Here is an 18,968-nt window from a genome sequence, read left to right on the forward strand (position 1 = left end):
GCGCCCTCGTCGGTGCTCTTGACCGTGTTGCCCTGGCTGTCGTAGACGGTCGTAGACGCGCCGGCTACCGAGCTGTCGTCGCTTCTGGTCTCGCGGCCGAGATCCTCGTAGGTGCGTGTCACCGTGGAGACGGTCGCGCCGTCGCCCGCTTTGACGGTCTCGACGCTCACAAGCCCGGCTCCGTTGTAGGAACTCGTGCGCCAATCGAGCTTGGTGGTCGATTGCGGATGTGATCGCCAGCCCTCGATGGTGTTGCCGAGCGCGTCGTAGCGCGTGTTGGAGACCACTCCGCCCGCATCCGTACTCGAGAGCGTTCGTCCGGCTATGTCGTACGTGTTGAGGGCTGCGACGACGTTCTTGGCGTCGGTCTCGGAGAGTTGGTTGCCGAACTTGTCGTACGTGGAGCGCCGGGTGAGGTCGACCGCGGTCGCTGTCGGAGAGAGCTTCACGCTGCGGTCGATGATCGTGGTCGCCTCGCCGTTGTCGGCGAAGCCCGAGTAGTCGGTCTTCGCCCAGTTGGTGTCGTCGATCTTGGAACGTGTCGAAGTCGTGCGCCCGGCCGAGTCGTAGGTGTGCTCCGCGCGGGAGCGCTGTCCGGAGGCGGTGAGCGTCTTCTCCTCGGCGGTCACGTTGCCGCGGGAGTCGAAGGTCCGGTAGGTCGTGGCGCCCTTGGGGTCGGTCTCGCGGACCGGGTTGTCGCTGGCGTCGTAGACGAAGCTCGTGATCCGACCGCCCTCGTCCCACTGGTAGAGGGTGTTCCCGCGGGAGTCGTACGTCTGGCTCGTCTCGCGGCCGGTAGGGCTGACCTGGCGGGTAAGCAGGTTCTGGCCGTCGTAGGTGTATTCGGTCAGAAGGGTCGCGGAGCCCTCGTTGCTCGAGAGCCTCGCGGTGCCCGTGGGGTTCCAGGCGTAGCGGGTCTGGCCGTCGAAGGTCGTCACGGTCGCCTCGCGGAGCGTGGGGTTCCACGCGAGCACGCGCTGCATCGTGGGCGTGGTGCCGCCGGACGTGTTGCGCACCGTGATCGAGGTGGGCGTGGTATAGGCGACCGACCACGACGCACCGGCGCCGGGCACCGAGACGCCGGTCAGCTTGGAGGACGTGTATGCGTACGTGGTCGCGTACGCGCAGCTGGTGCCGCCGAAGCGCGTGACGGTCGCCGTCCCGCCCGGGGCGGCGTAGTTCACCGCGCGAGTCCCGGTCGAGTTGGTCTGCGTGGCGGAGACGACCTTGCCCGCCTCGTAGTCGACGAAGATCGTCTGACCGTTCGCTGCCGTGATCGTCAGGTCTCCGCTCGCGCGTGTGTAGGTGACCTGGTTGCCGTTGGCGTCCTTCTCGCTCGTGACGGCTCCGCTGAGTTTGTCGAACGTGAGCACGGTCCGGTCCCTCAGTGTGAGTGTCCAATAGTGGCTGCCGATAGGCGGCGTGTTCAGGACCAACGTCGCGAAGCAGCCGTTCGGAGCGACCCAGGCGCTCGTCGCCGCCGAGTACACGAACGAGTGGCACTCGCCGGTCTCGTCGGTGTAGACCATCTCGGCTCCGGAGGCCGTGACCGACTGCTCGAAGTTGAAGCGCCACCCCGCGCCGAACGAGCCGGCTGCCGTCGACGAGGACGTGTAGTGGCGCGAGACGCCCGCCGCTGGACCCCAGGATGCGATAGAGAGGTCTGACGCGTCGAGCTCCAGAGATCCCGTGTCGAAGCGGATCTCGGCCGAATCGCCGGACAGGTCGCCGAGGCTGTGCCCCGTGTGGCGCGGGTCGTCGTTGACGCCGATCGTGCGGTTCTCCAGCGCGACGTCCTTCCAGTTGCTCGCGCTTGGAGCAAGCTCACCGGCCGAGTTGCAGGGCACGACCGCGAAACGGTAGTCGGAACGCGAGTCGAACGTGGCGCCGTCGGTCTTGGCGTACACGCCGCGGGCGCTGTCGCGAATGTCGAGGCCGGGACCGGAGTAGCGGCGCACTGTCCCCGAGCTGAAGGAGCCGAGCCAGAAGACGTTGTTGGCCTTGTCGTAGCAGCCGTTGACGATGCCGGCCGAGGCCCAGTCAGCGCGCCACTGTCCGACGACCTTCCAGGTCTGGGTAGAGATCTTGGTGACACGTGATGTTCCGCCGCTTTCGAGGAAGTAGAGGTTCGCTCCGTCGCAGACCACGCCATCGGTGGTGTAGGACGGCATCGGGACGCTCACATCGGGACTCGCGGTGTTCACGAGCGACCCGTTGCTGTTGTAGGCGCGGATCTTGAAGCCGTCGAGCCCCGACGTGATGCGGGACGCGACCGAGTAGATGCGCTGGCCATCGGAGGTCAGCAGCACGTCGCCGGTGGCGCCTGTCGCCGGGGCGCCGGTCTCCCGCATCAGCATCGCCCCGCCGAGCGTCATCGTGCGCGGTGTCGCGGTCCAGGCGGTGTCGCCGGTGCTCACGCCCTGGATCGTGGTCGGGGTGAGGGCATATCCGTTCCAGACCGCGCCGTCGAGGTGGAAGGCGGACCTGACGGGCTTGCTCCAGAAGTCGGGGCCTATGAAGCCTTCGTCGGTCCCGGCTTCGGTGCCGCGCAGACCGCTTCCGACCACCTTCCATCGCGTGGGTCCGGCGTGCATCGAGTATGCGCGCACGTAGAGGCGGCTGCCGTCTGAGACGACCACGCCCGCGCCGTTCTCGGAGAGCGAGACCTCGGCCTCCTGGGTGTCCGTGGAGGGTGTCTGTGCGCGTGCGAAGGGGTTGCCGGTGTACTCGTTCGCGTATCCGGCCAGCTCCGAGCCGGACGGGAACAGACCGCCACCGGCGCTCGCCCACGTGGTCGCGGTGTTGCCGAATGTCTCCCCGACCTGTCGGAAGTCACCGCCGTCGTAGGCGTAGACCCGGTAGCCCGTGGCGCCGGCCGCCGCGTTCCACGACAGCGATACGGAGCCGCGGCCGACGTCTGGCAGGTCGTTCGTGTTGTCCGCGACGCCGTTGGAGTCGCGGTCGACCTCGCGGAACCAGTTCGCGGAGGCCGCCGAGGCCACGCTCGGGGCGGCTGAGAGCTGCGCGGGACGCATGCCGACGTTGGTGTCCTGCGGCCTCCAGCCGGTGTCGTAGGCGTACGCGTAGGCGCCCAGGGTTGCGCGCGAGTCGAAGTCGGTGTCCTGCATGTCGCCCCAGGCGCTGTTGACGCTGAAGACGAACTTGACCTCGTGGTAGTTCGACCCGGTCGTGCGCGTGCACAGCGCGGGCTGCGGCGTGATCTTCTCCGCGCCGACGCCTGCGGCGGTGCTGAAGCCGATCCATGTGCCGTCGGGCAGCTGTCTCTTGTTCCAGCCCGCTCCGGGGTCGGTCTTGAACCATGCGTATTGGCCGGCGTAGCGGGAAGAGGGGCCGGCGAAGGCGTTCGGCATCACATCGAGGCGAGTGAGGTTGGCGAGCGTCTCCGCTGAGTTGTAGCGCACAGTGACGGTGGCCGTGTCCCCGATTCCGTAGACCGGCTTGTCGGTGGTCACGGTCATGTTGCTTCTGGGGAGGTCGTAGAAGACGTCCATGCGCGGGCGCTGCGTGGTCGTCCCGGAGTTCCCGGCTCGGAACTCCTTGTGATACGTCGTGGACGTGGACGTGTGGTGGACCATGAAGCCGTGGTTGATGTCGGTTGCCGAGTTGCGCCACTCCTGGGCGACCTGCGCGCACCCTTGGCTCACCCACGTGTCGACGCCGCCGGCGGTCTGGGTGCCCAGTGCGACGTAGCTGGGCCTGCCCGAGTTCCAGGTGAGCGACGACACCCAGGCGCTCGTGCACCGGCCGAACATCACGGCGTTGGCGGAGCCCAGTGTCTGATAGAGCCTGAACCACGCGTCGTAGATGAAGGCGCCTGCGGGGATCGCGGTCGAGAAGTGAGGGAACCTCACGAAGGACTGCGTCATCTGGTTGGCGCCGTATCCAGCACTGAGATAGGTCTCCGTGCTGTAGACCGTCGTCGGCTTGCCCTGGCACGCGAAGGTGTCCGGGCACGGAGTCGCGTCGGCGTCGCGCAGCATGACCGTGGGGTCGACTCTCACCGGGTAGACACGCGCCGGATCGTCGAGCCACTCTCTCGGGATGTCGTAGGAGACATACGCGGTGTCGCCGTAGGCCACGACTTCCATCGTAGCGTCCGGGCAGTCGACGCCCTCCGACCCGGGTCCCGCGGAGTCGAAGACGACGAGCTCGCCGAGCTCGGCTACCGGCTCATCGGTGCCCGAGCGGTAGAAGAGGTAGCCCCCGCCAGGCCGTTGCCTGATCTCGAGACCGTCGAGAGCCATCGCGAACTCGTAGTGGTTCGGAGCGTCAGGGCTCGAAAGGACGACCGTCTCCTTGATCCCTTCGTTGAAAGCCTCGTAGAGCAGGGTCGCGTCCTCGGCGACCCCCAGGTAGCGGACCTCGTTGCCCATCGCGATCTTGAGGTTCTCCGAGGCGTCGAGCATGTCGATACCGATCGACCAGTCCTCATCGGATAGGATCGCAGCGCTTTCGCCGTAGATCTCCTGGCTGAACTCGACATCCGCCTTCGTCGCGAGGGGGCTCGATACGCCCGGCTCCCCGCTCGGCGCGAGGGTGGTCACGATGTCTCGCCAGTCGCCGCCGTCATCTTCGTAGTGAAGAGGCCCGGCTCCGATCTCGGCCTTGTAGGTCCCGTCGGAGAGGAGGTAGTGTTTTGCGTCCTCGGTGCGCTTCTCGAGGAGCTCACGCACGACCGTCGGGGATGTCTCGACCGACTGCGGGCTCTCTATCGTCGCGGTCGCCGGCGGCGAGTCATCCGCGTATGCGGCCGGCTGCAGATACCCGAACGCCGGGCCCACCGCCAGTACGAACGACAGGACGAATGTGAGCGTGCGCGAAGCCGCCCCACGGTGGATGCCCCTCATCTGTGAGGCCCCCTCAGTAGCCTGCGGGATGTCTTCCCGATGTGTGAGGGTATTCCTGCCGTCTATCCAAAGTCTTTCCAAAGTCTATCCACGGTCGAAGAATTCGGTGGGAAGGGCGGGGTTTGAGACCGCAAGGCGTGGTGAACGGGGCCGGACTCGGCCCGCGCGGCACTGTGGCTACAGTTCCACCTCGCCCAGGAGCACCCGCTCGAGCGCAACACCCCCCGCCCCGACAACAATCGGGCGCGCGGTCGGATATGCGGTCAGGAAGGCGTTCATCCCTCGATGCCCGTCGCCCCTATCGGGACCGCTCTTGACCTCGATCGCCGTGAGCGCACCATCGCGGTGCTCAACGACGAAGTCGACCCCGAGATCTCCTTGGCGCCAGTAGTGTAAGACGAAGTCATCCGCGTCCTTGCGGGCGAACAAGTAGGCGCCCACCGCTGACTCGACCAGACGACCCCGCCACGCCAGGTCCGACTGGGCCGCTGACGGCTCGCGACCCGATATGGCCGTCATCAGCCCTGTGTTCATGACCTGCAGCTTCGGACTGGATGCGCGCCGGCGAACTCTCCCGCCGGTGTACTTCCGCAGACCGGCCACGAGCCCAGCTCCTTCGAGCAGCATGAGGTAGTGCGCGAGGGTGGTCGTGTTTCCTGCGTCTGCAAGCTGGCCGAGCATCTTGGTGTAGGACAGGATCTGGCCCGAGTACTCGCACGCCAGGGCGAAGAGCTGACGCAACAGCGCGGGCTTGTCCACTCGGGTCATGAGCAGGATGTCGCGCGACACTGATGTCTCGATGAGCGAATCGACGATGTAGGACCTCCACCGGCGCACGTCGTCCACGAGAGTGGCTGCGCCAGGATACCCGCCAAAGAAGAGGAAGGTCTCCACATCCCACGCGAATGCATCGCGGCACTCCGCAAACGTCCAGTGTGTCCACCGGAGGGTTTCGAAGCGTCCAGCGAGACTCTCGGCAAGTCCCGCCTGCATGAGCAGAGGCGACGAGCCGAGAACGACCACGCGCACGTCGCAACCTGCCCGAGTGTCTTCGTCCCAGAGCGCCTTCACGTGTTCGGACCAGGAGGGAACCTTCTGGACCTCATCAAGAGCGAGCACGACCGGCCCATCGCTGGCGTCGAGTCGTGCGAGCTCCCACTGTTCTCGGATCCAGCTCGCAGTCTGAATCGCGGGTGTGTCCGCGCTTGCGTAGCGTGTCGGGATGCCGAGGCCACCGAGCACGGAGTCGACCGAGGTCGTCTTCCCGACCTGCCGAGGCCCCCACACCACCTGGATGAAGCGTCGCGGCTCGAGCAGCCGTGCCCTCAATTGGGCGTCAAGCGAACGGTGGTACATACGATGACCTCCCAGTGCTTTGCGTACTCAACGCATTGAGTAGTTTAACTCATGACACTGAGTAAACGCGAACCCGGCTGGTCAGCATACGTGTTTGCGATGCCAGCGCCGTCTACCGAACGACCAGCAGCACGAGTGCGACCGCCACGAGAATCGCCAAGGCGCCGAACGCGAGCGCGACCAGGTGCCCGCCCCGGCGCGAGTCCGGCGCGATCAGCGACCCCACGTTGTCGAGCGGATCCCCCTCGAGCGCGCGCAGCTCGGCGGCGGCGTCATCGAACTCGTCGATCGTCGGTCCCCCGTCAAGGTTGTCCCACGCGCGGTCGTCCGGGTGGACACCGTCGTGGGCTAGCTCCTCGGCCTGCTCGAGGGCCCAGAGGTCGACGCCCTCCTCGGCCCAAGGGTCGGGTGGGAGCCGGTCGTCGGTCATGGCGTGACGCCGGTGATTTCCGCGACCTGCGCGACGTCGGCGCGCATCTGGGCGGCAAGCGCTTCCTCGGAATCGAACACGCGCTGCTCGCGGAGGCGGGCCAGGAACTCGATGCTCATCTCGGCGCCGTACAGGTCGCCCTGAAAGCCGATGAGGTGCGCCTCGACGAGGTCGTGCGCGTCGGCGAACGTCGGTGCGACACCCACCGAGATGGCCGCAGGCCAGATGCCCGAGGCGGTCGCCGCGAATCCGGCGTAGACCCCGTCACCGGGTACGGCCGTGAACGCAGCGGGCTCGATGTTGGCCGTGGGTACGCCGAGCGCGGCCCCCGCTCCCCTGCCGGCAACCACGCGGCCGCCTATGCGGTGCAACCTGCCAAGGAGTCGCGCTGCTGCGGCGACATCACCGGCAGCTACGGTGCGGCGGATGCGCGATGAGGTGACAGGCTCGTCCTCGGCCAGGACGAGTTCGTGCGGCACGACCTCGAAGCCGTGCGTGTCTCCGAGTTGCTGCAGCGTCGCGACGTCTCCGCTCGCCTTATGGCCGAAGCGGAAGTCGTAGCCCACGTGCACAGCCACGGGGTCGAGGGCCGGGACGAGCACCTCGTCGACGAAGGCCTCCGGGGAAAGCGCGGCGAGCTCGTCGTCAAACGGCACCACGAGCACGAGATCGGGGCCGAGCGAGGCGAGGACTGCGAGCTTCTCGGAAAGTGTGAGCAGCTGAGGAGCGGCGGCCTCGGGTGTGACCACCTGGTCTGGATCGCGGTCGAAGGTGACGATTGCCGAGGCGACTCCGGATCCGCGGGCTGCCTTGATAGCGTCATGTAGCAGCGTCTGATGGCCAAGGTGAACGCCGTCGAAGACGCCGAGAGATGTCACGGCCGGGCCCAAACAGGGCATCCCGTGCGTCCATGTGATTGCGGGCATGTTCATCGCATTCCTCCAGGAATGACGACCTCGGGCAGAATCATCGCACGTTCGCGGCGATAGGCGCCAAGGAAGGCGTCGTTGTTGTAGAGCGCAAAGGGTCCCGGGTCTTCCGGGTCGAGCCCTAGCCCGTCGGAGCTCAGGGGCGAGCCGACCGCGACACGGGCTGCGCGCACATCGTCGATGCCGACCGCGGTCAGCTCAAGCGCGTCGACGGCCGACACGAAATGACGCGTGACGTCATCGGTCGACCGGATAGCGTCGAGACATGCGGCGTCCTCGATGGACAACCGCCCGCTTGCCGTGCGACGGAGAGCGCCCAGGTGAGCGGCGGTGTCCAGCGACGCGCCCAGGTCCTGCGCGAATGCCCGTACGTAGAAGCCCTTCGACACGGTGAGCTCGATGTCCCAGGCGACGGGCGGCCCGGTGCGGACTTCGCGCAGCTGCGCGGCGACGATCTCGACGCGCCGGGGCTCGATCTCGACCGGCTTGCCCGCACGCGCCAGGTCGTAGGCCTTCTGACCTGCCAGTTTGATCGCCGAGTACGCCGGAGGGACCTGATTGTACTCCCCTATCCAGGTGCGAAGAGTCTCCTCGGCGAAGGTGGGGTCGGAGACGGGCGCGGGCACGGCAGCCTCGCGCGAGACGGCGCCCTCGGCGTCGGCGGTGTCGGTCTCGCTTCCGAACACGACCGTCGCCTCGTAGGTTTTGGTCGCGGCCGTGAGATACGGTGCCAGCCGCGTGGCGGGTCCAACAAGCACCACGAGCAGCCCGGTGGCTGCCGGATCGAGGGTGCCCGCGTGGCCCACGCGCCGCTCCCCGGTCGCCCGCCGGACGACACCCACGACATCGTGGCTTGTCATGCCGGAAGGTTTGTCTATCGGCAGGATGCCGCACAGGTCTGTTGCCCCGCGTGGTGTCACGGGCGTTCGCCGCTACCGGGTAGCCGCCCAAGAAGCTGGCCGATGAGAGCCTTGCGCGTGCCGCTCGCGGTGAAACCGGCTGCGGCAGCATGGCCTCCCCCTCCCATCTCGCGCGCGAGCGTACCGACGTCGTATCCGGTCTTGGAGCGCAGGTTGGCGCGGAGACCGTCGGACTGTTCGCGGATGAGGAAGGCGACGTCGACCCCTTTGGCAACGCGGATGAGGTCGACGAGGTTCTCGCTCTCCTCGGCATGGGCACCCGTGGCTTCGAAGTCGGCGTCGGTGACCCACGAGTACGCGACACGACCGCCGTTCGCGACGGTGAGACGCGAGAGCACCCGTGAGTCCAGATCGAGTGCGGCGGGAGAACGCTCCTGGTAGACGAGGCGCGCGGCAAGCGAGGGGTCGGCTCCTGCTTCGATCATCGCTGCGGCATCGCGCAGCGCGCCCGGCGACGTGTTCTCGTACTGGAAGCGACCGGTATCGGTCATGAGCCCGACGTAGCAGCACAGGGCGATCTCCGGAGTGACCGGCACTTCGAGCCGCTCGATGAGCCGCCAGATGAGCTGGGACGTCGAAGCGGCGCGAGAATCCACGATGTTCACGCCGCCGAACTCGGCGTTGTCGGGATGGTGGTCGATGACGATGAGGTTCTCGGCCTTGCGGGCAAGGTCCTCCGCGAGGCCAAGGCGTTCGAAGTTCGGCGTGTCGAGTGCGACGAACGCGGCTGGAACGTTGAGGTCGTTGGCAGGCGTGAGCAGGCCGAATCCCGGCAGGAACTCGTAGGTGCACGGACCGGTGGCATCGTCTGCAAGCGTTGGGATCGCAGGGATGCTCGCGTCGCGCAGAGCGAGTGTGAGCGCCAGGACCGAGCCGATCGCGTCACCGTCGGGACTCACGTGTGCACACACGACGACCGAGTCGGCGTGCCTCAGGTGCACGGCAGCCCGGTGGTAGGGTGTGCTCACATCTCCCCCTAGTCGCCGGCCGGTTCGGCTTCGACGTCGTCGCCGGCCGCATCGACTCCGGCGGCCTCTGCGGCACGCGCCCCTGACTCAAGCAGGGTCGGCGGCACGTTCTTGAGAGCCTCGTTGATGCGCATGCCTTCGTCGACCGACGGGTCGATGAAGAAGCGCAGCTCCGGCGTGAAGCGCATCTTGACACGCTGGCCAAGGAGCGTGCGAATGCGACCCTTGGCGGAGTCGAGTCCGGCGAGTGCCTCGGCGTAGCGTTCTGCGTCGCCGTGAGCGATCACGTAGATGTTCGCCGTCATGAGGTCTGACGCCACCTGGGCAGACGTGACCGTCACGAGTTCGAGACGCGGGTCGGCGATCTCGCCGACAAGCATCGACGCGATCGCCTCCCGTACCGTTTCGTTGAGCTTGCGTGTTCGCGGGGTCTGTTTCATTGCGGCCTGTCCTACGATTCGCGGGCGATCTCGACCGTACGGAAGGCTTCGATGAAGTCGCCCTCCTTGAGGTCTTGGAAGTTGTCGATACCCACACCGCACTCGTATCCGGACTTGACGGATTTGACGTCGTCCTTGAAGCGGCGAAGCGATCCGATCCTGCCTTCGTACACGACGACGCCGTCGCGGACCACTCGAATCTGGTCGTCGCGATGGACCTCGCCCTCCTGCACGTACGAGCCTGCGATGACGCCCATCTTGGGAACGCGGAACAGTTCGCGAACCTCCACGCGTGCGGTGTCCTCTTCGACGATGTCGGGTGAGAGCATGCCCACGCGGGCTGCGTTGATGTCCTCGATCGCCTGGTAGATGACGCGATAGAGGCGAACGTCGACGTTCTCCTTGTCGGCCAGTGCCTTCGCCGCCGGCATCGGTCGGACGTTGAAGCCGATGATGATGGCGTCGGAAGCGTCGGCCAAGGCGATGTCGGTCTCAGTGATCGCACCGACAGCGGAGTGAATGACGTTGATACGGACCTCGCTCCGGTCCATCTTGTCGAGCGCGTCCTGCAGGGCCTCGATGGAACCCTGGACGTCGGCCTTGACCACCAGGTTGAGGTCCTTGAGCTCGCCTTCCTGGATACGTGCAAAGAGGTCGTCCAAGGAGACGTGAACCTTCTTGTCCCGGGCGAGAAGACGCTGCTTGAGCGCACGCTCCTCGGCCAGCTTGCGCGCATCGCGCTCATCGGCGAAGACGCGGAACTCGTCTCCGGCAGATGGCACGCTTGCAAGGCCGATGATCTCGGCCGGCTCTGCAGGACCGGCGGACTTCACGGTCACACCGTGCGGGTCGCCGAGGGCGCGGACACGGCCGTGGGCTGTGCCTGCGACCAGCGAGTCGCCAACGCGCAAGGTGCCGCGCTGAACGAGCACGGTGGCGACGGGGCCGCGACCCTTGTCGAGCTTGGCTTCGATGACGACACCGCTTGCGAAGGTGTCGGGGTTGGCCTTGAGGTCCTCGAATTCGGCTACGAGAAGGATCGTCTCGAGGAGGTCGTCGATGTTGATGCGCTTCTTGGCGGAGACGTCGACGAAGATGTTGGTGCCGCCCCACTCCTCGGACACAATCTCGTGCTCGGTGAGTTCCTGGCGTACGCGGTCGGGGTTGGCGCCTTCCTTGTCGATCTTGTTGACGGCGATCACGATCGGCACACCTGCGGCCTTCGCGTGGTGGATGGCCTCGACGGTCTGCGGCATGACGCCATCGTCGGCGGCGACCACGAGCACAACGACATCGGTGATGTTCGCGCCTCGGGCACGCATGGCGGTGAACGCCTCGTGACCCGGCGTGTCGACGAAGGTGATCCTCTTGTCCTTGTGCGTCACGACGGAGGCACCGATGTGCTGGGTGATGCCACCGGCCTCGGTCGCCGCAACACCGGTCTCGCGAATCGCGTCGAGCAGCGACGTCTTGCCGTGGTCAACGTGACCCATGACCGTGACGACAGGGCTGCGCGGCTTGAGGTCCTCGGGCTCATCCTCAAAGACGAAGCCCTTCTCCTCCTCAGCCGAGACAACGACGACTTCGCGCTCGAGGTCCTCGGCGATGAGCTCAACTATCTCGCTCATCATCGGCTGGTTCACGGTCAGAGGCGTGCCAAGGAGCATGAGCCGCTTGATGATCTCGTTCGGGGAAAGCCCGAGCGCGGCGGCGAATTCGCTCACGGTAACGCCCTCGGTGACTGTGACAACTCCGCCCGCCTCGCCCGACTGGGCCGGAGCTGCGCTTTCGACAGCAGCCTCGGGGTGCTCCTCGGCGCGCTTGGCCTTGCGGTTCTTGCGCTTGGAGCCATGGGTCTGCGCGGCGGTGACCGCCTGGCGGGCCTGGTCGATCACCTTGTCGCGGGCCTGCTTCTCGGCCTCCTGCGCCATCTTGCGGTAGCGGTCTTCCTCGGTCTTCTCGAGCTTGGCGGCCTCTTCGGCCTCGCGCTGGGCGCGCGCAGCGGCCTCGGCGGCAGCGGCTTCTTCATCCGCTTTGCGCTGAGCCTCTTCTTCAGCTGACCTTCTCTCTTCCTCTTCGGCCTTGGCAACCTCTTCGGCCTCGCGCTTGACTCGAGTCTCTTCCTCGCGACGGCTGCGCTCTACTTCCTCTGCCTTGCGGCGCTCTTCTTCCTCGGCCTTGTATTTGACCTCCTCGGCCTCACGCTTCTTGGCTTCGGCGGTCTCCTTCTTCTTGCGCTCGGCCTCTAGCACGGCCTGCCGTTCCGCGATAAGCGGACCGAGGTCCTTGCGGATCTTGTCGACGTAGGCTTCAACCAGCGTGGACGCGTGGTTCTTCGCCGGTATCCTCATCTCCTGGAGCTGGTCGAGCAGCTCTTTGGAGCTCATGCCGAACTCCTTGGCCAGCTCGTGGACTCTCATGCTGGGCATAAGTACGCGTCACCGTCCTTGCTGCGAGGCCGGAAGCGCGTGCAGCGCCTCGTCGAACTCTCGTCTCAGTCTGTGTATGTCGTCCTCTTTCAAGCTCACTCTAAGGGAGGCGTCGAGCCTCTTTCGGCGGATAGCCGCGTCCAGACACTCCGTCTCCGGGCACAGGTAGGCTCCCCGCCCGTTGGCCTTTCCGCTCGGGTCTACTGAGACGTGGCCGTCGGACGTGCGTACGATGCGTACGAGCTCGCGCTTGTCGGAACCGGTAGCGCAGCCCACGCAGCTTCGCTGGGGTGTCTTCCGTGCTTTCCTCACGCCTCGGCGGCCTCCTTGTCGTGGATTCCGCAGTACACGCCACCGGGCCGCGCCTTGTTGCGGCAGCGCAGGCCGGAGCTGGTGAGCGCAACGCAGCGACCATCGAACTCCTCGTCGTGGCCGTCGGCCTCGCCACCGGTATGTGCGACCGTCGCAAGCCCCGCCTCGGCGGCCTGTGACTGGCTCTTGATGTCGATTCGCCAGCCGGTGAGCTTGGCTGCGAGCCGCGCGTTCTGGCCCTCTTTTCCGATAGCCAAGGAGAGCTGGTCGTTGGGAACGATAACCGTTGCGGTGTGCGAGTCGCCGTTGACGACCACCGTGGAGACCTTGGCTGGCGAAAGCGCGTTGGCCACGTAGGTCTGAGAATCGTCGTTCCAAGGAACCACGTCGATGCGCTCGCCGCGAAGCTCGCTCACGATCATGCGCACGCGCGAGCCTTTGGGGCCTACGCATGCGCCCACCGGGTCCAGACCGCTTTCGCGGCTCGAGACCGCGACCTTGGATCGCATGCCCGGCTCGCGGGCCACGCTCTTGATCTCGACGATGCCGTCATAGATCTCCGGCACCTCGAGCTCAAACAGCCGGCGTATGAGACCCGGGTGCGTACGCGAGACCACGATCGAGGGCTCATTGGCGGTCTTGCGGACCTCGATGATGTAGGCCTTGATACGCTGATTGTGGTCGTAGCGCTCGTTGTGCGGCTGTTCGCTCGGCGGCAGGAGCGCCTCGACGCCCTCGCGCAGCTTGATGAGCGTGTAGCGGCTGTCGGACTGCTGGACGGTGCCCGTTACGGACTCCCCGACCCTGTCCGAGTACTCGTCGTAGATCTTCTCGCGCTCGGCCTCGCGGATCGAGGACATGATCACGTTCTTGGCAGCCTGCGCGGCGATGCGCGAGACGTCCTTGGGCGTGATGTCCTTCTCCTCGAACTCCGGCTCCTCTTCCGTACCGCCTACGGGAATCAGTTCGTAGACGTAGATCCGGCCAGATTCCCGGTCGATCGTGACGCGGGTATCGTTCTCGAGATCCATAATGCGCTGGTATGTGGCTGCGAGCTGCTGCTCCAGCTTGTCGAGCATCTCGTATTCGTCGATGTTTCTCTCGCGGGCGAGCTGCCGCAAGGCATCCATCAGTTCAGAGCTCATCGGGTCTCGCGCTCCCTTCCTATCCGAAGTCCACTTCCGGCTTGAGTCGCGCCTTCTGCACCGACTCAAGCGGGATGCGGAACGTTGTGCCTTCGACATCCACAAGGAGGTCGTTGTCTTCCCTGCCAAGGAGGGTACCCGCGAAGTGCGAACGCCCATCGATCGGCGACGTCTTGATCGAGGCGTTCTCGCCGACGAATCGGTCGAAATGCTCCGGCTTGGTGAGCGGCCGCTCGATACCCGGTGACGACACCTCGAGCGTGTAGGTACTCGTGATGTGCTCATCCTCGTCCAGGACGTCCGAGATCCACTTGTTGGCTTCGCAGATGGCGTCGATATCGATGCCACCCTCTCGGTCGACGTAGACGCGCACGAGCGGCTGGTGGTGGCCGCCGGCGACTTCGACGGCAACGACTTCAAACCCGCGGCGAAGTGCCTCGGGTGTGAGTAGTGATTCGACTCGCTGCGCAAGTGCTGTCACGTTCACGACGGCCAACCTCCTCCCAGACGAAAAGAAGCGGGGGTTACCCACTTCTTGCAGGGACGTGCTGTACGAACACAGGGAGGATTCTACCACAGGTGGAAGGGCGGTCAAAAAGGAAGAATACGGCAGGGTATGAAGGGAAACGCGTCACCGTCGCCAGAGTGGCGCGTCTGCCGTGGTTGCCGGAGAATGGGGCCGTTGGGGAGATGGTGTCGCCGGGGTGCGGCACGGAGGAGGGAATCACTATGAACGCGTCCAAGAAGCTACTGCTCGTGTTGCTGGCTATTGCAGTCATGGTGGGTCTGCCCGGCTGCGGCGCCGTTGCCGAGAAGACCGTCGAGGAGACCACTGGCGTCAAGGTCGACGACAACTCCGGTAGCGTCGAGGTGGAGGGTGAGGACGGCACGAAGATGACCGTAGGCACCGCGGAGGGCGAGCTTCCCGAGGGCCTCCCGTCCGACGTGCCCGTCTACGACGGTGACGCTGTCGGGGGCGGAGTCTTCGAGGTTCCCGAGGCCAAGACCTTCTCGTTCAACATCATGACCAAGGACGACGTCAAGACCGTTGTGGACTGGCACCGCTCCGAGCTGGCGGACAAGGGGTGGAAGACCGACGCGCAAGGCAACCTGAGCGGCGACGAAATGGCGCTCATCCATGCGACCAAGGGCGACAAGCTCGACATAGTCGTGACGATCACCAAGGACGAATCGGGAGACACCTCGATCTCGTGCGTCGTGACCGAGAAGAAGTAGACGAGGCCTTCCCTGGCGACAGGCTACTCGGTCCAGTTCTCCGGCCTGTTCATGACGTCTGCGCAGATGACCGTTCCTCCGACGAAGCCGACCACGCCCGGACGAAGCGCGCGGACCATCCACGCGTCAGACACGACTGCAAGCGGAGCCAGGATGGAGATCGTGGCGGCACTCGGTGTTCCCTCGAGATGTGCCGCGGTGAACAAGATGTGTCCCACGGAGCGATCGTCCTCGCGGGCCAGAAGGGACAGAAGCGGCCGAGCGCTCGGATCGGCCAGCAGGTCGCGCACCAACTCGGCCTCCTCCTCGCGGCCGAAGGCAGCTCGTTCGACCGACAGCACCTCGTTCAGGTCCGTCTCGGAGGCTTTCTCTATGAGCATGTGTCGCTCCGTCTAGTAGTCGATTCGCGATTCCGGTCGCCTCGTTCTCGAGGATCACACTAGCCCACACTAGGCGTCACGGATCTTCCGGAGGTGCAGCAGGACAAACGATGCCTGCGTATCGACCGACGTGCCGATGACGGGAACCGAACGCGTCGGTCGGTGCCAGTAGTTCGGGCCCATTTCCACCAAGTCCTGCACGGCATTCGGAGTCAGCCGGATCGGGAACTCGATCTCGAGCCTGCTTTCGAGCGTGAAGTCGTCCGAGAAGCGCCCGAGAACCCGCTGCTCCTTGTCATCCTGGATCCCGATCAGGCCCAGTTCGTTTCTGAGTCCGGCAAGATGCGAGTCTGTGGGAATCGCTATGAGCGCGGAGCCGCCAGGCTCCAGGACGCGTGCGAACTCCAGGGGGTTCCGAGGTGCGAACACGTCAAGGAGGACGGCAACGGAGTTGGGCTCAACGTACAGACGCCGATTCGTGTCCGCTACGAAGAACAGTACAACCGGATACCTCTTGGAAGCGACCTTGGCAGCGTGCTTCGAGAGGTCGGCTCCGAGCAGTACCGCATCCGTCGATGAGGGGAGCTGAGGCGCCAGGCCGCCAATGTAGTACCCGTCCCCGCAGCCGACCTCAAGCACGCACGGCGGGCGTGGATCATGCGAAGTCTCAAAGTCACGCGCTTCGAGGATTCGTGCGGTCATACTGATGGTGGCGCTGCGGAGCGGAAGATAGTGGCCGGTCTCCAGGAACCTCCGTCGGGCCCGTAGCATGACCGGCTCATCGCCGTCGACGCCCCGAGTCCTGTGTTGTGGCGGCAGGAGATTGATGTAGCCTTCTTTGGCCAGATCGAACGTGTGGCCGGTGGGGCAGCGAAAGGTGGAGTAATCTCTCTCCAGCCGGCGCTCGCACACGGGACATGCGAGCGGATATCCACTTCCTGTTCTTTCGCCCATCGAATCCTCTATCTCGCTCCGCCCAAGGGAGCGCGGGTCAGGCAGCGGTAGAGCTACGTTTGACGGATAGCCTGCGAGCGAAGCGAGTCAGGTGGATCCGTTTGTTAGCACCCCGTGAAAAGGGGTTCAACGCGACACACTAGCCGGACCTGCTTATGCTTCGAAGTCCGCGCCCTCTTCCGATTTCACCATCTTGAAGAAGTCACATCCGGCGCAGCTCATCATCTTCTGGGAGAAGGTGCCTTGGACTTCGCCGTCGCAGAACGTTCCTGCGATCTTCCAGCAGAAGCGGCCAGCCGCGTGTCCACCGTTCTTGCCGTCACGCTTCTCGGTGACCGCCGCAGGGCAGACGCCGAGCTCCTTCTCGCGTAAGCCCCCAGGTTGACGACCGCATTCCTTGTGCTCCCAGCAGTTTGCTTTGTCCATGCGGGACCTTCCTTCCGAGACTTTCCTTCGTGAGCGTAGCTCGTTGCGCCCGGTCTTGCCAGGAGGCAGCACCGCCTGTCCGTGGTGAGGGTCGCACCCGCTCATGTTGATTCTACCTCGCGCCGTCCGCTCGACGCCGGGGTTCGACACGCGCCTTCGTCTCACTAGCCTGAGTAGATGAACCACCAGATGCGGTCGATGGACGCGGTGAAGGCCCCGCCGAGCAGGAGGACACACGCCGTCGCGGCCGCAGCACCGCGCGACACCCGCAAGCGTCCGAGCGCCAGGGTGGCGACCAGGAGCACCACACTCAGGGCCAAGAGCGGGAGCCCGGCGAACAGGAAGATGCCGGCCATGTCGCTGTTGGTGCCCCTCAGTAGCCAGGTGGTCACGGCGTCAGTCAGAAGCGATGCGAGCCCGAAAGCGAGCGCCCACCACGCGAGACGCGCTGCGACTCGCGCTGACGTCGATACCGGGTCACCCTCGCCAGCCCGACGGCCAAACTGGTGGCGCAGGAAGAAGAGGACGCCTGCGCACACGAGAGGAGTGCCCAACCACAAGGCGAGAAGGTAGATCAGCACACCCATGCATCATGCCCTTCCGCGGGTGTTCAGGGCACACCTGCCTGCACGCAAGAACGATGGAACACTTCGTGGACGCGCTGTGTCAACGTTGTAGAGCTTGACCTGTATCCGAGGCCTGGCCTTGGCCTCGGCTCGGCCCGCGCTCCTGGGCCGAGGATATCAGGTCGAAGCTCGGGTCAGGTGTCTCCCGCTTGGCTCCGAGCGCGGAAGTGTTCCATGAACTGCGCCGGTGAGAGTACCGCGACGCCCGATCGCGCGTCAGGCGGAAAGTGCGCGAGATTGCCCGTCACCAGGCAGTCGGCACCGCACGCGAGGGCGACTTCCAGGAACGGCTCGTCATCCGGATCCGACAGGCGCCGGTCGAGCGGAGTGGAGGCGACGACCTCGCTGCGGAAGTCGATGTAGTCGAGAAGGGCCGCGACCGCATCTGAGTCGAACCCGAACCTGGGTCGCGCGAGCACGTCATCATACTCCGCGAGGATGCGTGCGTCGAGACACAGGACGACGGCGCCGGACGAGACCATCCGGACGATCTCTCCGGGAGGTCCGAAGGGCGAGAGAAGCCCAGAGACCAGCACGTTGGTGTCGAGAACGATCCTCAACGCGCGCGAGCCTTGCGGACCGCCGCGATCTCGGTGTCGATATCGTCTGCGGAAATCGCGTCGGCTCCTCGTGCGACCGATCGCCGCTGTATGCTGGCGACCGCGTCGACGGCACGCGACTGGCGGAAGGCCGCGAGGGATTCCTCGAGGTTGGATTCGTTGACGGCGGCCAGGATAGCGACAGGGCGGCCGTTGCTCGTGATGACCATCTCGCGCTCATCCGGCAGATCGCGCCAGATATCGGCCGACTTGCCGCGCAGGTCACGAACACTGATGAACTTCATGGTGTACCTCCAATCGTGCCTCCATTGTGTACACGGATGTCACCCGTGTCAACAGAGAGGCGGTCATGGGAGGACATCAACGTGTTACGGCATGAGCGGCGGGTTTGCGCCGCTCATGTTGATTCTATCTCGCGCCGCCAACGATGCCGTGGTTAGATGCGCGGCGACTCGCCGTCTACACGGTAGGAGTTGCGGAGTGCTAGCGCCAGAGGGGCGAGAAGACGGCCCACAGCGCAATGCCCACCACGACACCGGCCGCGATGAGGAAGAGCAGACCGTTGCGGTGGTCCTGGATGATCACGCTCCAGTTCCAGAGGCGATTCGTCAGGCTGTCCACCAGCGGCTGTCCTGCCTCGAGCTGTGAGGCGGTCTTCTCGAGCTCCGTCCGCAGCTCTGGGCGGAACTCGGGATCCGGGTCCGGGCCACCGTAGTGCCACAGACGGAGAAGGTCGAACGCTTCTTCGAGGCTGGGGTCGCTCGATTCGGGCCAGTCCGAGGAGGCGCGACGGAGAAATATGTCCTCATCCAGCGAGCGGCGAATGACCCTGGCGACCCGCTGATAGTCGCTCCGAGCCCGGCGTGTGACATCTGCATGCTCGTCGCTGGGATTCAGGTCGGCTCCTGACAACGCATCTCCTCAGACTGCGTCCATGCCGCTGCATCTTGTCTGGTTGTGTTGGCCGGCCCGAATCCGCGTATAACGTG

Annotated in this window: 19 protein-coding genes; 1 reads left to right on the forward strand and 18 read right to left on the reverse strand. The window is 65.3% G+C overall.

Features of this window, described 5'->3' with window-relative positions:
- The 11 genes from Q8K99_14345 to rimP form a co-directional block, all read right to left on the reverse strand.
- Nucleotides 1–4,868, reverse strand: a 4,868-nt coding sequence (locus Q8K99_14345; GenBank protein MDP2183731.1) for a DUF6531 domain-containing protein, incomplete at its 3' end; no start/stop codon positions are given.
- A 177-nt stretch (nucleotides 4,869–5,045) separates the two neighbouring features.
- Entirely contained in the window at nucleotides 5,046–6,224 is a 1,179-nt protein-coding gene (locus Q8K99_14350; GenBank protein ID MDP2183732.1) for an ATP-binding protein, read from the reverse strand.
- Between the two features lie 112 nt (nucleotides 6,225–6,336).
- On the reverse strand, nucleotides 6,337–6,654 hold the full coding sequence (locus Q8K99_14355) for a hypothetical protein (protein MDP2183733.1): 318 nt from the start codon (nucleotides 6,652–6,654) through the stop codon (nucleotides 6,337–6,339).
- Nucleotides 6,651–7,586, reverse strand: a complete 936-nt coding sequence (locus tag Q8K99_14360; protein MDP2183734.1) for a bifunctional riboflavin kinase/FAD synthetase — start codon at nucleotides 7,584–7,586, stop codon at nucleotides 6,651–6,653. The genes Q8K99_14355 and Q8K99_14360 overlap by 4 nt, the downstream gene beginning before the upstream one ends.
- Nucleotides 7,583–8,503: a tRNA pseudouridine(55) synthase TruB gene (truB, locus tag Q8K99_14365; GenBank protein ID MDP2183735.1), complete on the reverse strand. Its 921-nt coding sequence runs from the start codon at nucleotides 8,501–8,503 to the stop codon at nucleotides 7,583–7,585. The genes Q8K99_14360 and truB overlap by 4 nt, the downstream gene beginning before the upstream one ends.
- The gene (locus tag Q8K99_14370; protein ID MDP2183736.1) at nucleotides 8,500–9,471 is read right to left on the reverse strand and encodes a DHH family phosphoesterase; all 972 of its coding nucleotides are present in this window, start codon (nucleotides 9,469–9,471) and stop codon (nucleotides 8,500–8,502) included. Before Q8K99_14370 ends, truB begins: the two co-directional genes overlap by 4 nt.
- 8 nt (nucleotides 9,472–9,479) lie before the next feature.
- Nucleotides 9,480–9,911: a 30S ribosome-binding factor RbfA gene (gene rbfA, locus Q8K99_14375; GenBank protein ID MDP2183737.1), complete on the reverse strand. Its 432-nt coding sequence runs from the start codon at nucleotides 9,909–9,911 to the stop codon at nucleotides 9,480–9,482.
- Nucleotides 9,912–9,922: 11 nt separating this feature from the next.
- Nucleotides 9,923–12,340: a translation initiation factor IF-2 gene (gene infB / locus Q8K99_14380; protein MDP2183738.1), complete on the reverse strand. Its 2,418-nt coding sequence runs from the start codon at nucleotides 12,338–12,340 to the stop codon at nucleotides 9,923–9,925.
- A 9-nt stretch (nucleotides 12,341–12,349) separates the two neighbouring features.
- Complete coding sequence (locus Q8K99_14385; GenBank protein MDP2183739.1) at nucleotides 12,350–12,652, reverse strand: YlxR family protein; 303 nt, start codon at nucleotides 12,650–12,652, stop codon at nucleotides 12,350–12,352.
- A complete protein-coding gene (nusA, locus tag Q8K99_14390) occupies nucleotides 12,649–13,797 on the reverse strand; it encodes a transcription termination factor NusA (GenBank protein MDP2183740.1) in 1,149 nt (382 codons plus the stop codon). The genes Q8K99_14385 and nusA overlap by 4 nt, the downstream gene beginning before the upstream one ends.
- 19 nt (nucleotides 13,798–13,816) lie before the next feature.
- Nucleotides 13,817–14,284, reverse strand: a complete 468-nt coding sequence (rimP, locus tag Q8K99_14395) for a ribosome maturation factor RimP (GenBank protein MDP2183741.1) — start codon at nucleotides 14,282–14,284, stop codon at nucleotides 13,817–13,819.
- A gap of 242 nt (nucleotides 14,285–14,526) precedes the next feature.
- Here rimP and Q8K99_14400 point away from each other — a divergent pair, with 242 nt between their 5' ends.
- A complete protein-coding gene (locus Q8K99_14400) occupies nucleotides 14,527–15,033 on the forward strand; it encodes a hypothetical protein (protein ID MDP2183742.1) in 507 nt (168 codons plus the stop codon).
- 23 nt (nucleotides 15,034–15,056) lie between these two features.
- On the opposite strand, the gene Q8K99_14405 is transcribed toward Q8K99_14400, so the two are convergent.
- The 7 genes from Q8K99_14405 to Q8K99_14435 form a co-directional block, all read right to left on the reverse strand.
- Complete coding sequence (locus Q8K99_14405; protein ID MDP2183743.1) at nucleotides 15,057–15,413, reverse strand: hypothetical protein; 357 nt, start codon at nucleotides 15,411–15,413, stop codon at nucleotides 15,057–15,059.
- Nucleotides 15,414–15,482: 69 nt separating this feature from the next.
- Complete coding sequence (locus Q8K99_14410) at nucleotides 15,483–16,367, reverse strand: methyltransferase type 11 (GenBank protein ID MDP2183744.1); 885 nt, start codon at nucleotides 16,365–16,367, stop codon at nucleotides 15,483–15,485.
- A 153-nt stretch (nucleotides 16,368–16,520) separates the two neighbouring features.
- Nucleotides 16,521–16,793 (reverse strand): hypothetical protein, encoded by a 273-nt coding sequence (locus tag Q8K99_14415; GenBank protein MDP2183745.1) that lies wholly within the window; start codon nucleotides 16,791–16,793, stop codon nucleotides 16,521–16,523.
- Between the two features lie 164 nt (nucleotides 16,794–16,957).
- Entirely contained in the window at nucleotides 16,958–17,380 is a 423-nt protein-coding gene (locus Q8K99_14420; GenBank protein MDP2183746.1) for a hypothetical protein, read from the reverse strand.
- Nucleotides 17,381–17,553: 173 nt separating this feature from the next.
- Nucleotides 17,554–17,979: a putative toxin-antitoxin system toxin component, PIN family gene (locus Q8K99_14425; protein MDP2183747.1), complete on the reverse strand. Its 426-nt coding sequence runs from the start codon at nucleotides 17,977–17,979 to the stop codon at nucleotides 17,554–17,556.
- Nucleotides 17,976–18,263, reverse strand: a complete 288-nt coding sequence (locus Q8K99_14430) for a type II toxin-antitoxin system Phd/YefM family antitoxin (GenBank protein MDP2183748.1) — start codon at nucleotides 18,261–18,263, stop codon at nucleotides 17,976–17,978. Before Q8K99_14430 ends, Q8K99_14425 begins: the two co-directional genes overlap by 4 nt.
- Nucleotides 18,264–18,462: 199 nt before the next feature.
- Entirely contained in the window at nucleotides 18,463–18,891 is a 429-nt protein-coding gene (locus Q8K99_14435; protein ID MDP2183749.1) for a hypothetical protein, read from the reverse strand.
- Nucleotides 18,892–18,968: the final 77 nt, after the last annotated feature.

The organism is Actinomycetota bacterium (genome assembly GCA_030682655.1).
Lineage (GTDB): Bacteria > Actinomycetota > Coriobacteriia > Anaerosomatales > JAUXNU01 > JAUXNU01.

What these genes read in the sequence shown, in the direction of transcription:
- nusA (MDP2183740.1), bottom strand. Translation starts at nt 13,797, where the DNA reads ATGAGCTCTGAACTGATGGATGCCTTGCGGCAGCTCGCCCGCGAGAGA.
- infB (MDP2183738.1), bottom strand. Translation starts at nt 12,340, where the DNA reads ATGCCCAGCATGAGAGTCCACGAGCTGGCCAAGGAGTTCGGCATGAGC.
- rbfA (MDP2183737.1), bottom strand. Translation starts at nt 9,911, where the DNA reads ATGAAACAGACCCCGCGAACACGCAAGCTCAACGAAACGGTACGGGAG.
- Q8K99_14410 (MDP2183744.1), bottom strand. Translation starts at nt 16,367, where the DNA reads ATGGGCGAAAGAACAGGAAGTGGATATCCGCTCGCATGTCCCGTGTGC.
- Q8K99_14415 (MDP2183745.1), bottom strand. Translation starts at nt 16,793, where the DNA reads ATGGACAAAGCAAACTGCTGGGAGCACAAGGAATGCGGTCGTCAACCT.
- Q8K99_14430 (MDP2183748.1), bottom strand. Translation starts at nt 18,263, where the DNA reads ATGAAGTTCATCAGTGTTCGTGACCTGCGCGGCAAGTCGGCCGATATC.
- Q8K99_14350 (MDP2183732.1), bottom strand. Translation starts at nt 6,224, where the DNA reads ATGTACCACCGTTCGCTTGACGCCCAATTGAGGGCACGGCTGCTCGAG.
- Q8K99_14420 (MDP2183746.1), bottom strand. Translation starts at nt 17,380, where the DNA reads ATGGGTGTGCTGATCTACCTTCTCGCCTTGTGGTTGGGCACTCCTCTC.
- Q8K99_14405 (MDP2183743.1), bottom strand. Translation starts at nt 15,413, where the DNA reads ATGCTCATAGAGAAAGCCTCCGAGACGGACCTGAACGAGGTGCTGTCG.
- Q8K99_14355 (MDP2183733.1), bottom strand. Translation starts at nt 6,654, where the DNA reads ATGACCGACGACCGGCTCCCACCCGACCCTTGGGCCGAGGAGGGCGTC.
- Q8K99_14360 (MDP2183734.1), bottom strand. Translation starts at nt 7,586, where the DNA reads ATGAACATGCCCGCAATCACATGGACGCACGGGATGCCCTGTTTGGGC.
- Q8K99_14400 (MDP2183742.1), top strand. Translation starts at nt 14,527, where the DNA reads ATGAACGCGTCCAAGAAGCTACTGCTCGTGTTGCTGGCTATTGCAGTC.